This window comes from Streptomyces sp. NPDC008137 (genome assembly GCF_042957035.1).
Classification (GTDB): Bacteria; Actinomycetota; Actinomycetes; order Streptomycetales; family Streptomycetaceae; genus Streptomyces.
This window is the reverse complement of record NZ_JBIBHN010000013.1, coordinates 103294-118054: the sequence shown is the minus strand read 5'-3', so window position 1 is coordinate 118054 and position 14761 is coordinate 103294. Positions and strand designations below refer to the sequence as shown.

The window sequence follows — 14761 nt, the reverse complement described above, 5'->3', positions numbered from 1 at the left end:
TTCTGGCGCATATGAGTGAGCGTCCGAGCCGCGGCGCGTGCGGCCCCATGGAGGTGGAACGAAGGTTCCTTGGTCGAATGTGTGACCTTTGCCGGTGGTGATCGTTGAGAGTGGTGAGCGTTTACCAGCCAGCGCAGGGACGGGGGTGGTGGAGATGGGCGGGCTGCGGGAGATGGCGGCACCGTTCGTCGCTCTGGGCCCGTCCGGTGTGGCGGTCCGCGACCGGCTCAAGCACCTGACCACCGAGGACGAGAACGTACTGCGTCTGGTCGGTGACCATCTGGGCACGCTCGCCTCCCGGGACCTGAAAGCACGGTGCGCGGCCGGGCTGGACCATGACACCGAGCAGTGGGCGCAGCGCAAGCGGACCCTGACACAGGAGTCCTCCTCCCGCTGGGCCGGATCGATCACCAAGGCCACCCACGATCAGTGGGCGCTGGCCCGGCGCGGGCAGCTCGCCCACATCCAGAGTCTGGAAGCGGGGGTGCGCACGATCGCGCACCGGCTGTCGCTGCCGGTCGGGGAGAAGGGCAGCAAGCGGGCTCCGGGCGGCTACGCCAGCAGGCAGGCGTGGCATGCCAAGGCCCGTCGCCTGTATGTGCTCGAAGACCGGCTTCGGGCGGCGCGCGCGGACTGGGAGGCCGGACGTGTGCGGGTGGTGCGGGGCGGGAAGCGGCTGCTGAACACCCGACACCACCTGGAGACCGCACAGCTCAGCCAGGAGCAGTGGCGCACCAGGTGGCAGGCCGGGCGCCAGTTCCTTGAGGCCGACGGCGAGTCCGGGAAGCGGTTCGGCAACGAGACCATCCGCGTCACCTGCGAGGGTGAGGTCTCCCTCAGACTCCCCGCTCCGCTGGCGCATCTGGCCAACGCTCCGCACGGCCGGTACGTCCTCGCCTGTCGGGTGGGGTTCGCGCACCGGGGTGAGCAGTGGCGCGACCGGGTCACCGCGAACCGGGCTGTGGCCTACCGTATCCACGAAGACACCGCCCGCGGGCGCTGGTACCTCACCGCCTCATGGACCATCCCCCCGGCCAAAACCGTGCCCCTGGCCCCAGCCCGCGCGAACGGCCTGGTCGGCGTCGACACCAACGCCGACCACTTGGCCGCCTGGCGACTGGACACCCACGGCAACCCCGTCGGCCAGCCCCTCCGCTTCGGCTACGACCTGTCCGGCACCTCCACCCACCGCGACGCCCAAGTACGCCACGCCCTGATCCGCCTGCTGCACTGGGCCCGACGCCACCACCTCGCCATCGCGATCGAAGACCTCGACTTCCAAGCGGAGAAGACCCGCGAGAAACACGGCCGCCGTAAACGCTTCCGCAACCTCATCTCCGGCATGCCCGTAGCCAGGCTGCAGGCCCGCCTCGTGAGCATGGCCGCCGAACTCGGCATCACCATCGTCGCCGTCGACCCCGCCTACACCAGCCGCTGGGGCGCCCAGCACTGGCAAAAACCCCTCACCAGCAAGACCAGAAAGCCCACTCGCCACGACGCAGCCGCCGTGGCGATCGGAAGACGCGCCCTGGGGCACCCGATCCGGCGACGGACGACACCGCCCCCACACGACCGGAGCGATCGTGTGGGGCATCGGACCGTCCAGGCCGAGTCGGTGGCCCCGGGGCGTGAGGAACCCCGCCCCCGCATCCCCGGACCACGGACCCGATCCGTGCCGCCGGACGCGGAGCGAACGCGGGCTACCAGGACATCCAAAACCGTTCGGGATGTCCGCAGTGACCATGAATGGGTCCAAGACTCGCTCCTGCTCACTGAATAGGAACGGTGTCCTTGCGTCCCCGCAGCCACACGTACACCGGAATCCCGGCGAACAGGAACAGCACGCCCTGGTAGACGGCCGCGTACCCGGCGCCCGCGATCAGCCAGAAGGAGAAGCCGAAGGAGAGGGCCGCGACCATCAGGTCGCGAGTGAGGCCCGCCGGGCGGACGAGTTCGCGGGAGCCGCGGGCCAGCCAGTACAGCTGGGCCGCCGCCGACAGCAGATACGGCACGCAGCCGGTGAACGTGGTGATCAGGACGAGGACGCGGAAGGTGGTGTCCGGGCCGGCCGTGTAGTTGAGGGCGATGAGGAGCGTGCCGAGGACCACGCAGGCCCACACGCCGAAGCCGGGGACGCCGCCCTTGCCCAGCCGCGCGAACGGCGCCGGGAAGAGTCCGTCGCGGGCGGCGGCGTACGGCATCTGCGCGGCCATGAGGATCCAGCCGTTGAGGCAGCCGGTGATCGAGGCGACGGCGACCAGGGCGATGGCGGTGCCGCCCCAGGAACTGCCGGTGATGGCGTTGACGGCGTCGGCGAACGGGGCGCCGGAGTCGACGAGCCGGTCGTGCGGGACCAGTCCGAAGACGGCGACCGTGCCGAGGATGTAGACCAGGGCCGAGGCCAGTGTGCCGAGGACGCTCGCCCGGCCGACCGTGCGCTCCGGGTCGCGGACCTCGCCCGCGCTGACGGCGGCCGACTCGACGCCGAGGAAGCTGTACAGCAGCAGCGCGGCGGAGGCGGCCAGCGCGCCCGAGACGCTCTGGCCGGAGGCGTTGAACGGGCCGAAGTTGTCCGCGTCGACGAAGAACAGCCCGATCGTGGCGAGCAGCAGCAGCGGTACGAACTTCAGGACCGTCGAGACGACCTGCACCGTGCCGACCCACCGGGTGCCCGCGAAGTTCGCGGCGGCGGGCAGCCACAGGGCGGCCAGGGCGACGGCGGCCTGGAGGGCGTGGTTGCCGTGCAGGGGTATCAGGACCTCGACGTAGCCGACGACCGCGACGGCCAGGGCGGCGATGCTGACCCAGCACATCGTCCAGTACGACCAGGCCGACAGGAACCCGGCGAACTCGCCGAACGCGTCGCGCGGGTAGACGTAGAGACCGCCGGTGACGGGGCTGCGCCGGGCCAGCTTGCCGAAGAGCAGCGCGAGCGCCACGGCTCCCACCGAGAGCACGACGAACGCGAGCAGGCTGACCGTGCCGTAGGGGGCGACGGTGGCGGGCAGGGCGAAGATGCCGCCGCCGATGATGTTGCCCATGACGAGGGCCGTGGCGGCGGCGAGGCCGAAGGTGCGGCGGGGAGCGGGTGTCGCCGCGGTGGCCGGCTCGGAGGGTTCGGCGGCCTCGGTGGGGCTGGGGACGGTCATGAGCGATCCTGTACAAGCGGAGGGGGAGGGTCCTGATCGTAACCGCCATCCCACATGGTGGTCGACCTGTTCATGTACTGGACACAATCGGCTGGGGTCCGCCGCCGGATCTCGATTACCGTCGTGCCTATGACGAGCACCATCACCCTCGCCGAAGCCCTCGCCGCCGGGACCGTCGTCCTCGACGGCGGCATGTCCAACCAGCTCGAATCGGCCGGGCACGACCTGAGCGACGAGCTGTGGTCCGCACGGCTGCTCGCCGAGCAGCCGGAGGCGATCACCGAGGCGCATCTGGCCTACTTCCGGGCGGGCGCGGACGTGGCGATCACCTCCAGCTACCAGGCCACGTTCCAGGGCTTCGAGAAGCGCGGGATCGGCCACGACCGGGCGGCGGAACTCATGGCGCTCAGCGTGGAGCTGGCACGGGAGGCGGCTCGCCGGGCCCGCGTCCCCCGGCCCCTGTGGGTGGCGGCCTCGGCGGGGCCCTACGGCGCGATGCTCGCGGACGGCTCGGAGTACCGGGGCCGCTACGGGCTCACGGTCGACGAACTGGAACGCTTCCACCGGCCGCGCCTCGAGGTGCTGGCGGCGGCGCGCCCCGACGTCCTCGCCCTGGAGACGGTCCCCGACGCCGACGAGGCCACGGCGCTGCTGCGGGCGGTGCGCGGGCTCGGGGTGCCGGCCTGGCTGACGTACTCCGTCGCCGGAGGACGCACGCGTGCCGGGCAGCCGCTGGAGGAGGCCTTCGCCCTGGCCGCCGACGCCGACGAGGTCATCGCGGTCGGCGTGAACTGCTGCGCGCCCGAGGACGTGGACGCCGCCGCCTCGGCCGCGGCGCGGGTCACCGGCAAGCCGGTCGTCGTCTACCCCAACAGCGGCGAGACCTGGGACGCCGAGGCGCGCGCCTGGACCGGCCGTTCCCGGTTCACGGCCGACCAGGTGACGGGCTGGCGGCAGGCGGGGGCCCGGCTGATCGGCGGCTGCTGCCGGGTCGGGCCGGAGGCGATCTCGGGGATCGCGGGGACGCTGGGCGCGGCGTAGGCGGGAGCCCGGCACCAGTCCGCGCACACCCCTCCTCCCCACCCCCGGCCACTGCTAGCCTCCGTCCATGGGAACCGGTTGCCATGGCATTGCCGCAGCTCCCGAGGGGGCGGGTGCGGACCGGTGCCCGGGAGAGACGAGGCAGGCATGACGAGGAAGAGCGGGGACGCGAGCCGCAGCACCATCCGGGACGTGGCGCTGCGCGCGGGCGTCTCGGCGTCGACGGTGTCCCGGGTGCTCGGCGGGGTGTACCCGGTGAGCGCGGCGACACGCGGGAGCGTGATGCGGGCGGTCCGTGAGCTGGACTATGTGGCCGACGCGAGGGCGAAGGCGATCGCGGGTGCCGGCACGCCCACCCTCGCCTTCGTGCTGGAGGACATCACCGGCCCGTCGTTCGCGCACATGGCCCACGGCGTGGAGCGCGAGGCGACCCGGCTCGGCCATCTCTGCCTGGTGTGCAGCACGGAGGGCGACGTCCGGCACGAGCTGGAGTTCGTCGAGATGATGCGCGCCCAGCGGGCCGCCGCCGTGATCCTGGTCGGCGGAAGCGCCGACACCCCCGAGTACCGTGAACGCACCCATCGCATGGCGGACTCCCTCGCCTCGGCCGGTTCCCGCCTGGTCCTGTGCGGCCGGCCGCCGCTGGACCCCGGCGCCCCGGTGACGGTCATCGAGTACGACAACGAGGGCGGCGCCTACACCCTGGTCGCCCATGTGCTCGCCCAGGGGCACCGCCGGGTGCTGTTCCTCGGCGGCCGGGCGGACCACACCACGGCCCTGGGCCGCGAACGCGGCTACCTCGCCGCCCACCGGGCCCGCGGCCTCACCCCCGACGAGTCCCTCGTCCTGCACGGCGACTTCACACGCGACGCGGGCCACCGCCTCATGCGGCAGGCGCTCGAGGACGATCTCGGCTTCACGGCCGTCGTGGCCGCCACCGACATGGTCGCGGCGGGCGCCCTCACCGCCCTGCACGAGGCCGGCCTGTCCGTCCCGGGCGATGTCTCCCTCGCCGGCTACGACGACATCCCCTTCGCCCGCGATCTGCACCCCGCCCTGACGACGGTCCACGTCCCCTACGCGGAACTGGGCCGTCTCGCCGTCCGCACGGCTCTCGAACACGCCCCGGGCGCCGCGGACGAGCATCTGCTGCTGGGCACGCACGTGGTGGTGCGGGATTCGGTGGGGCCGCCCCCGGCCCGGTGACTCCGTCAGCCGTGCACGTCGGTGCAGCGGTTGTCGTAGGAGCCGGGCGTGCAGAAGATGCCCACCACCGAGTCTCCGATGGTGAGGCCGACCGCGCCGTAGGGCACGCGGGCGACGGTGACCGCATCGCCCGGGGTGTGGCCTCGCTCGGGTGTGTTCGAGGTGAGCACCTTGCCGCGCAGGGCGCCGCGGGGTTCCTCCGTCAGGGTGCCGGTGACGACTCCGCCCCAGGTGGAGGTGGCCTGGTCGTCGCAGGGCGGGGCTTCGGTGGCGCAGTCGCGCAGGAGCCGGTAGCGGTAGGTGAACTCACCCTGTGCGGTGATCTTCAGCGAGCCCTGGGCCCAGGTCCAGGTGCCGGTGACGGCTTGGAGTCCCTCGCCCTTGGTGGGGATCGGCTTCGGGGCGCGGCCCTCGGGGGTGCCGATCCAGACCCGGGTGCGGGCGGGCGGGTGGCCGTCCGGTTCCGGGTCGGTACCGAAGGCGAGCAGGGTTCCGCCGTACTGGGCAGCCGAGTCGACCCGTACCGACTGCCGGAAGCCGTCCTTGCCGCCCGTCGACCTGGTCCAACTCCGGCCGTCCGCCGAGGACCACAGGGCGCCGGTGCTGCTGGTGGATGTCTCGGCGGACCCCATCGCCAGGAACCCGCCGCGCACCGCGACGACGTGGCTGACGGTCCTGGCCTCGCCCTCGGCCCCGCCCGACGGGCCGGCCGTGCCCGCGCGCAGGGCCAGGGGCCGGGGCGGCCCGGCCTGTCTGCGCCAGGTCGCGCCGTCGGTGCTGTGCAGGGTGAAGGAGGCCGAAGTTCCCCAGGGATCGGTGCACTTCGCCCATACCGTGAATCCGCCCTCGTCGGCGAGGGCGGCGACCTCGGGTGCCTGGTCGGGCCACTGGGGGCAGGCGACGTCGTGCGGGACGGCGAAGGCGCCCGTGTCCGTGGCGGTCCAGACGCGCAGGCTGCGGCCCTTCTTCTGATCGGTGGCCGGTTCGAACGGCCCGCCGTCGTGTCCGACCACGACGGTGCCGTGCGGTCCGCGAGCCGCGGCCAGCACGACGTCGGAGGAGTCCGCCTTCGGCAGTTGCTCGGCCTTCGCCCACCGGCCCTTTTCGCGGTAGCGCATGGCCGCGGGGAAAGTCTCCCCGTCCCGGAACAGCGATCCGGCGGCGATGACATCGCCCTCGTACTCGGCCATGACGCGCACCGACATCTGCTCCGTCGGGGGCCGGGATTGCCGCCATGCGATTCCGTCCGTGGAGCGGTACAGCTGCGCGTTGCCGCCCTGGGGGCGGGCCGCGAGAAGGAATCCGTCCTTCGCCGCCACGAGTGCGGTGCCCGACAGCCCGAAGAAGGCCGACGGCAGGTCGGCGAGGGGAATCTGACGCCATTGCGCGCCGGCCGTATCGGGGCCGGGCCGGTCGTCGCCGCGTCCGCCCTGACAGGAAGAGAGCAGGAGCACGGCGCTGAACAGGCACAGAAGCCGCCGGGGACGCCGGGTCGGGGACGTGGTGGCCACTGCTCTCCTTCGGTCGGGGTGCCGTGCCGGGAAAGGAAGGATGACAGAGCTTCGGAGTTCTTGTGACATCTCCGCACACACGACAGGGAGTTCGTTCTCCTCGCACATGATGGCGGGTCAACTAGACCGTGAGACTCCTGTTTCTTGTGATTCTGATGAGGCATTTTCGATCTCGCTCAAACGTCCGATGGTCAAACTCCTCTGCGAATTCAGGAATTCTGGCTGCTTTCCGACCTTGTTTGCTGCCAAGATGACCTCCCACAAATCGTGCAGTCATGAAAGGCAGTCGTGGCCGAAGACCCCATGCCCCCCTCCGCGGTCCGCGACCTGCTGCACCGCCTGCCGCCCGGGACCGACACCTGGGATCTCATCGACCCCCTCACCGGCAAGGGACAGCCGCTGTGGGGCTTTCTCACCGACTGTGTCGCGAGGGACGACGAGGCGACGCTGCGCCAGGTCCTGGCCGGCCGGACGCCGTTGCACGAAATCCTCGACGAGGCCCAGGCCTACACCCGAATAGAAGAACCGGTCGACGCTCCCCTCGTCACGGACGAACCGGCAGCGGCGCGCGCGTTACGTGCCTACGCCGCTCTCGGGCTCACCCTGGTCGGGGACGCCGACACCGAGCGCCTCCTGCGCATCGGAACGGCCTGGCTGGCGCGCAGCGCCGCCGCCGCGCGGACGGACGGCTCGGAGGCTGCGGAGTGGACCGCGCCGGACGGCTCGCGGCACGGCGAGCGGCTGGCCTCGCTGCTCGCCTCCGACAGCGTGGACGACTCGGTCCGGGGTCATCTCGCCCTCGTGCTGCTCGCTCTCGACGGGGCACTGCCCAGACCGCTGAGCGGGCCGCGTCTGACGGTGCTCGCCGAACGGGGCGACCTCGGCGCGCGCTTCCATCTCCGGCTGGACCTGGTCCGCGGGCTGCCCTCAGGGCTGCTGCCGGATCCACGCGTCATGTCGGGGTTCGTCGGCGACGAGGGGTTTCGCAGCGCGCTGGACGACGCCTGGCGGATCGCGCGCCCCGCGAAACCGAAAGGCGCCGTGCTCTGGTCGCTGCGGGACGGGGACGGGCCCGTGGACCACGTCAGCGACTCCTCCTTCGGAGCGGCTTTCGCCGTCCTGCTGTCCGAACTCGGCAGGACCCGGGGCAAACTGTTCGGGCCGCTGCGGTTGAGCAGGGTCAATCCCCGTACGTCCGTCGTCGGCGCGATGTCCGGCGAGAACACCCGCGTCATCCAGTCCGTGACCGGGTACCGGGCCAAGCTGAGCGTGGTGGCGGACGGCGAACGCGTCGTCGTACCGGAACGGGACGTACAGCAGGTCCGTGACCTCGGCGGCGGGGCGAGTGTGGTCGGGGTGGCCACCGTGGAGGAGGCCGCGAAGGCGGCCCGGCGTCTCGACGTGCGCGCGACCTCGCGGCTGGTGGCCGGGGTACTGGCGACCAGCCTGGTCGCCTCCCTCGTGGCATGGGGCTTCGCCAGCGGCGAGAGCGAGCGGAACAACCGCCGGGCGGTGGCGGCCGGACTCGCCGCGAAGGCGGTCCGCATGCGTGGCAGCGAGCCGCGCACGGCCGGTCTGCTGGCCCTCGCCGGGTACCGGATCGACCCCGGGAACAAGGACGCCGAGAACGCGATCCAGGAGGTCCTGGAGACCAACCGCAACACCGTGCGCAGCTGGAAGGCCGACCGAGCGGTCAACGTCCTCGCCGTCGACGACGCCGGGCACCGGGCGTACACCTCGGGCATCGCCGATTCGATCCAGGTGTGGGACACCGGGTCGGGGCGGAAGCTGGCCGAGGTGAAGGGACGGGCGTCCGGTCTCGTCCGGAGCGTGGAATCGGGCATCCTCGCGGCCCATGACGGCAGGGACACAAGGCTGTTCGACGCCTCCGGTGACAAGCCCGAGAAGCTGGGGACGGTGAAGGCGCCGTCCTGTACCGGGCCCTACAGCGAGATCGTGAGGATGGGCTTCACCGACAACGGGTCCGGGCTCACCACCGTCTGGGACGACGGTGCCGTCAGCGAGATCGAACCCGCCAGCCGCACGGTGACCGGCTGCACGCGGCTCAGGGACGTCGCGGGCAAGGAGCTGCTCGGCCGGCTGCCGACGACGAACCGGCTGGCGATGAGCGCGGACGTCGTACCCGCCTATGCGGGCCCCGGCGGCGGCGCGGACCAGGCGGTCCTGCTGCTCACCTCGAACGAGGTGGTGTCGGTGAACCTCCGCACGAAGAAGGTGTCCCAGCTGCTCCCCGCCGAGGACGTCCCCGGCGCAGCCTCCCTGGTCCGGGCGTCGCAGGACGTGGTGACGGTGGCCACCAGCGGCGGGGTCCTCGCCTGGGACCGCACCCGCAAGCGCCTGACCTATCCGCTGGGCGGGCTGTCCACCCGGCCGACGGCCTTGGAGCAGGACGGCGACGACGTCGTGATCGCCGGGCCGGGCGGCACGGCCGTGATCCCGGTACGGTCTTCCGCCGACGGCGCCTCGGCCCCGCTGTCCGTGCCCAGCGGCGGGCGAACCGTAGCGGCCGTACGGGCCGGAGACGGGACGGTCGTGACGGCGGGAGAAGGCCGCGTCACCGTGCTCGGCAACACCCCGGTGCACCGGGCCCTGCCTCCGGCGCAGCCGTCCACGGGCTCCGTCTTCGGCCCCGGGAACACCCTGCTGCTCACCGACTTCATGACCAACACCTCCTACGGCGCCTACACGATCGACCTCGACTCCGTGCCCGGGACGATCAGCGCCGCGGGAGCCTCCTACGAGCACGTGACCGAGTACCCCGCCTCGGGCTCGTACATCAACGCCCTCGCGCTGTCCGACAAGTTCGTGGCCGCCGTCGGCCAGAGCCGGGGCATCGGGACGGTGACGTTGTGGAAGCGGGACGGCACCTATCTCCAGCAGCTCGACATGTCCCCCGCGGAGGACCGCAAGCGCACACAGCTTCCCGAACGCATCGTCTCCCAGGTCGACTTCGTGCCGCAGCACCGCCTGCTGGTGGCGCGGCACGTCAGCGGAGACGTGGGGATCTGGCAGACCGGGACCTGGCGGCGCCTGGGCACGATCGACCTGGCGGCCGGAACCTCGGACATGGCGATCCACGGCAGGACCGGTGTCTTCACCGAGGGCGACGGCGACAAGGCCCGTCTCGTCATGGTGGACCTGCTCACCCGCCGGAAGCTGCGCACGGTCCCCGCTCCCGGCGTCATGCGGGTGTCGTACTCGCGGGACGGCTCGCGGCTCGTCACCCTCGACATGACCAGCGGTACCGTCCGGCTGCTGGACGGCAGGAAACTGACCGCGCTGGGCGATCCCTTGCGCATGCCCGAGGGTGAACTCGCCGTCGACAGCGCGATCTCGCCGGACGGCCGGCTGGTGGCGACGGCGATGGGAGAGCGCGTCCTCGTCCACAACCTGGACTCCGGGCAGCAGTCGATGCCGCCGCTGCGCGACGTCAACGGCACCGACGTGGTGCAGGTGAAGTGGTCACCTGACGGTGCGTATCTCGCCGGAGCCTCCCTGCCTCAGCAACGCGAGCACGTTAAGCCGGGCGCCGTCAACATCTGGAAGATGACCGAGGGTTCCCTCGAGAAGCGCATGTGCGACTGGACCGACGGCGGTCTGTCGCGCGACGAGTGGGAGAAGCACGTGGAGGAGTCCGTGTCGTACATCGAGCTGTGCGAGGACGTGAAGGGGTGAGGCGGCTCGGCGCGGGGGTGAGACGGGCGGCGGCCCTGGCGATGGCGGCCGCGCTGCTGGGCGCGGGCTGCGACGCCCCGGGTGGCGGGGACGACACGTCGGGCGGGGACCGGCCGAACGCCACGCACGGTGCGCCGGTTCTCGCCTTCGTCCGGCCGGCGGCCCGGGAGATCGTCCTGGCGGACGCGGCCGGCCGGACCTGGCGGGGCGCGAAACTGAGCGCCCGGGCGGACGATGTCCGGTGGTCACCCGACGGCTCCGCGCTGGCCTGGATCGACGAGGAGTACGACAGCCCCGACGGACGGCGTCTGCACCGCCTCGACATCGCCTCGGGGCGCGAGCGGACAACGCCCTGTGCCTGCCGGGGAGTCGGCTTCCTCGGTGACGCCGCGGCCACGGTGAACACCAGCGGCGACGCACTGCTGCTGTACACCGCCGACGGGCGGGTCCGGCGCGCGGAGCTCAGCACCCCGGTGTCGCCCTACGCCCGGGTCGCCGCCGGCGGCCGGGACGCCGTGACGATCGCCGACCTGCTGCCCGAGGAGAAGGCGGGCCGCGGCCAGTTCCAGATGCTGGCGGTCGACCGGTCCGGAACGGTCCGGCCGTTCCGGCCGGCAGGCGCTCCCACGGCGTTCAGCGAGGGAGTGCAGTCTCCCGACGGGCGGCGCGTCGGCTGGTCCTCGCACGACTCCGGCGGAGCCTGCTGGAACGTCGGGAGCGTGCGGGTCGCGACGTACGGGCGGGAGGTCCGCGAGGGGCCGGAGCGTCCCGCCGACGCCGCGATGGCCGGCGCCCTGCTGGAGGACCGGCTGCACGTGACCGGCATCGCCTGGGCGGGCGAGGGCCTCACCGTGACGTTCGGGCCGATGGCCGGATGCCAGGCCGTACCTCCCGAGCGCTACGTGTCGTACTACCTGCGCGACGGCGCGTGGCGGTTCATCGGGTCGGGCATGCTGGCGGTCGGCTACGGCGCGAAGGGCCGTGCCGCGCGGCTCCTGGCGCCCGAGCGGCCCAGGGCCGAGAAGCCCACGGAGGCCGTTCTTCCGCCCCTGGGCGGTCTGGAGTTCACCGACGGGGACGGTGCGCGCCGGGTCATCGGCACCGGGGTGTCGTCGTTCGTGTTCACCTCGGCGGAGAGCGCCGGGGCTGCCGTACCCGCGGCGGCACCCCAGCCCGCACGGGCCGGCGTGGCGAGGACGACCGACCGCGGGGAGCCGGTCCCGTCCCACCTGCGGGCGCTCGCGCAGCGCATCAGGGACGCGGCCGAGGACGACGACGTCGAGGCGCTGCGGGCGCTGTGCGACCACTGCGACGACGAGACCCGGGCAGCCCTGCGGACCACCGAGGGCCGCCGCGAACTGGTGCGGCTGCTGAGCAGCCACCCGGGCCTGAAGGAGCACGGCATCGTGTTCCCGGGGCTCGCCGCCCACCGCTGCGTCGACCACCCCGCGCAGGACATCACCTGCACCGCCGCACAGATCCAGGACATCGCGCTGCTGGACATTCCCGAGGCGGAGCAGGACGACTACGAGGGCACCGTGTACGAGCCGGAGTTCGAGCAGCGGCTGCAACTGCGGACGGGTTCGGGCGGCAAGGCGCTGTGGGTGGGGAGGTGGGCGCCGTGACGTGCACGGACGCGATCGAGGGCCCGGAGCAGGAAGACGCGGACTGCCCCTGCGGCCGCGGCTGCCCGCCGTACGCACCGGGTCCCGAGGCGGTGGAGACACGCGCCTCGAACGGGCCGGTGATGGCGGGGGACGTGCTGCGCGGGGAGCGCGTCGTCGGGTTCGCCTACGCGCAGCCGCCCGACGGCCGCCTGCCCGAGGCGCGGGACGACCGGCTGCTGACCGAGGCCGATCAGGAGCCGGATTCGCCTCCGCAGCGGCCCGTGCCCCTGGTCAGGCCCCCGGGTCCGGGCGACGAACGACTCCCCCACGACCGGTTGCCGGCACGGGCCGTGGTGCCCGCCGCCCGGCGGTCCCGGTGCCTGCCGGCGGCGGTGGACGACCTGCTGGCCGACGGGTCCGCTCCCTGGGCACGGGTCCTCGATCCCATCGCCCGGGCGGTACGCGACGCCGGGCACGAGCTCTGGCTGAGCGGCGGGGCGCCCCGGGAACTGCTGGCGGGCAACGGCCGTGAGGCGGTCCGGGATCTGGACCTGACGGGCACCGCGCCCGCGGGCCGCTTCGCGGAGCTGGCACGCCGGACCCTGGCGGAGGACGGCGAGACGTACGAGCTGAGGGCCCGCGTGAGCCCCGACACCCTGGTCTGCACCGTCTACCGCGACGAGGGGCCCACCCCGCTCATCGAGTACCGGGGCCTGGGACTCGGCGGCTTCCGCTTCCCGGCCACCGGCACCGACCTCGTCGCCGACAGCCTGCAACGGGACTTCACGGTCAACAGCGTCCTCTACGACTTCGAGCGTCACCTCGTCCTCGACCCGAGCGAGCGCGGTCTGCCGCATCTGTCGGTACCGGGGCCCGATCAGTCGGAGCCCAGGCGCGCCCTCGTCCCCGTCAACCCCTCCGGTGACCCGCTGACGCAGGCCGCCCTCGCCTTGCGGGCGGTGAAGTTCCTCGTGCGCTGGCAGGCCCAGGGGCCGGTGGACACGAGCGAACTGCACGCGTGGACCGACGAGTTCCCCGAGGACCTGGCCGACCGCGTCCGGGAGCGAGGAAAGCAGGCATGGGACCAGCTGCTGGCCCTGCACCACGAATGCCTGGGCGGCGTCCCCGCGCAGCGGCAGACGGTGGTGGCGAGCACGCTGGGAGCGGGCGTGGAGCGGTTGCTGAAGACACTGCTGGGGAGCCCCGAACGAAGGAGCCCCGAATGAAGGGCCCCACGCACCGGCCCCTCTCCGCCTGGGTCGCACGCATCGACGCCTGCGGCTCCGAGGAGGGGGTGCACCGCGTCACCGGACCGGTGAACGACGGAGCCGAACGGACCGACGCGCGCACGCTCCCCCTGTTCCAGGACCCGGCCTGGCGCAGGACCGGCCTGGTGGCGCGGCGGGACGGCGGCCCGGCCGTGCACGCCCTGGCGCTGAGCCACCCCGGACGCGGCGTCTCCTACGCGGAGCTGGACGACCACGGCCGTCCGCTGCCCGCGAGCGCGGACGGCACGGAACTGGTCGCCCGTATCGAGGAACGCTGGGAGACCCCGCCCGCCGAGCCGGACGTCCTGCGCGTCCTCGCCGGGGAGAGCCTCGACCTCAGACACGCCCTGCTGCACCGGCTCGCCTCCGAGACCGCCCCGCCCCCGGTGCTCTTCCACGCACTGCCCTGGAGTGACCTGGACACCGTCACGGGCAACGTGCTGGCCGCGCTCGACGGGGCCACGTCCGTCGAGCCGCCCCGGCTCGAACTCCGCCACTGGTTCACCCCCGCGGCGACCCGGCTGGCGGGTCCCCTGGCGGTCCTGGAGCGCGGCATGCGGGAAGGGCGGCAGCCGGCCGCTCTGCGGCAGGAGGCCGTCTCCCTGCTGACGGGACTGCTGTCCGCCCCCGCGGAGAGGTTCCCCGGCCACACCGCCCAGCGGCTCGCCCTGCTGGCCGACCGGCTCGGCAGACGGGACCCGCTGCTGCGGCACACGGCCCGGGTGGTCGCCGCCCGGCTGAGCCCCGGGCCCCGGGCCGGGCGGCCCCCGTCCCTGTCCCTCCGACTGGAGTCCGTGCTGCCCGCGGCGGCCAGGCGGACCGAGCGTTCCTACGGGACGGCCGCCGAGGACGAGCTGTTCGAGGCCTCGGCCCAGCACACGCCGGGGGGCCGGGTGCGCGTGACACTCACGCTGCCGAAACCGCTCCGCACGACGGAGGAGAGCTGGCTCGACGCCTCGGACGGCATCGTGGCGCCGTTCGTGCTCCGCCCGGCCGACGCGGCACCCCAGCGGTACTGGGTCGCCCTGCGCGGCCGGGAGAGTGCCCTGCTCGGTGTCATCGAGCTGTTCGCCCCGCAGGTCCGGTTCGAACTGGTAGCGGACGAGCCCCCGGTGCCGTTCACCGCGCTGCGCACCGTGCCCGCGATCGAGCTGGTGCCCTCGCTGCACGCGTCCTCGAACGCCACCCTGCGCCTCTGGGAGACGGCGGCGAGCACCCTGCCGCCCGACCACCCCGTACCCGTGGCCCTCCGGCTCCGCCAGGAGGACATCGCCCGCCGGTGA

At 72.9% G+C, this 14761-nt stretch carries 9 protein-coding genes; 7 read left to right on the top strand and 2 right to left on the bottom strand.

Annotation, left to right across the window (positions count from 1 at the left end; translation table 11 throughout):
- The first annotated feature begins 154 nt into the window (after window positions 1-154).
- Entirely contained in the window at window positions 155-1780 is a 1626-nt protein-coding gene (locus ACFZBT_RS21835; RefSeq protein ID WP_391105869.1) for an IS200/IS605 family accessory protein TnpB-related protein, read from the top strand.
- Here the strand turns inward: ACFZBT_RS21835 and ACFZBT_RS21830 are convergent.
- A complete protein-coding gene (locus tag ACFZBT_RS21830) occupies window positions 1770-3149 on the bottom strand; it encodes an amino acid permease (protein WP_391105867.1) in 1380 nt (459 codons plus the stop codon). The genes ACFZBT_RS21835 and ACFZBT_RS21830 overlap by 11 nt on opposite strands.
- Before the next feature lie 129 nt (window positions 3150-3278).
- Between ACFZBT_RS21830 and mmuM the strand changes: the two genes are divergently transcribed.
- Window positions 3279-4190 carry a homocysteine S-methyltransferase gene (gene mmuM / locus ACFZBT_RS21825; protein WP_391105865.1) on the top strand — a complete coding sequence of 304 codons (912 nt, stop codon included), beginning with the start codon at window positions 3279-3281 and terminating at the stop codon, window positions 4188-4190.
- Between the two features lie 147 nt (window positions 4191-4337).
- Window positions 4338-5396: a substrate-binding domain-containing protein gene (locus tag ACFZBT_RS21820; RefSeq protein WP_391105863.1), complete on the top strand. Its 1059-nt coding sequence runs from the start codon at window positions 4338-4340 to the stop codon at window positions 5394-5396.
- A 5-nt stretch (window positions 5397-5401) separates the two neighbouring features.
- On the opposite strand, the gene ACFZBT_RS21815 is transcribed toward ACFZBT_RS21820, so the two are convergent.
- Window positions 5402-6907: a hypothetical protein gene (locus ACFZBT_RS21815; protein ID WP_391105861.1), complete on the bottom strand. Its 1506-nt coding sequence runs from the start codon at window positions 6905-6907 to the stop codon at window positions 5402-5404.
- 288 nt (window positions 6908-7195) lie between these two features.
- On the opposite strand from ACFZBT_RS21815, the gene ACFZBT_RS21810 reads away from it, so the two are divergent.
- From ACFZBT_RS21810 to ACFZBT_RS21795, 4 genes are read left to right on the top strand one after another with little or no spacing between them, the layout of a single operon-like run.
- Window positions 7196-10603 carry a hypothetical protein gene (locus tag ACFZBT_RS21810; RefSeq protein ID WP_391105860.1) on the top strand — a complete coding sequence of 1136 codons (3408 nt, stop codon included), beginning with the start codon at window positions 7196-7198 and terminating at the stop codon, window positions 10601-10603.
- A complete protein-coding gene (locus ACFZBT_RS21805; RefSeq protein WP_391105858.1) occupies window positions 10600-12228 on the top strand; it encodes a hypothetical protein in 1629 nt (542 codons plus the stop codon). Before ACFZBT_RS21810 ends, ACFZBT_RS21805 begins: the two co-directional genes overlap by 4 nt.
- A complete protein-coding gene (locus ACFZBT_RS21800) occupies window positions 12225-13436 on the top strand; it encodes a hypothetical protein (RefSeq protein ID WP_391105857.1) in 1212 nt (403 codons plus the stop codon). The genes ACFZBT_RS21805 and ACFZBT_RS21800 overlap by 4 nt, the downstream gene beginning before the upstream one ends.
- On the top strand, window positions 13433-14761 hold the full coding sequence (locus ACFZBT_RS21795; RefSeq protein WP_391105855.1) for a hypothetical protein: 1329 nt from the start codon (window positions 13433-13435) through the stop codon (window positions 14759-14761). Before ACFZBT_RS21800 ends, ACFZBT_RS21795 begins: the two co-directional genes overlap by 4 nt.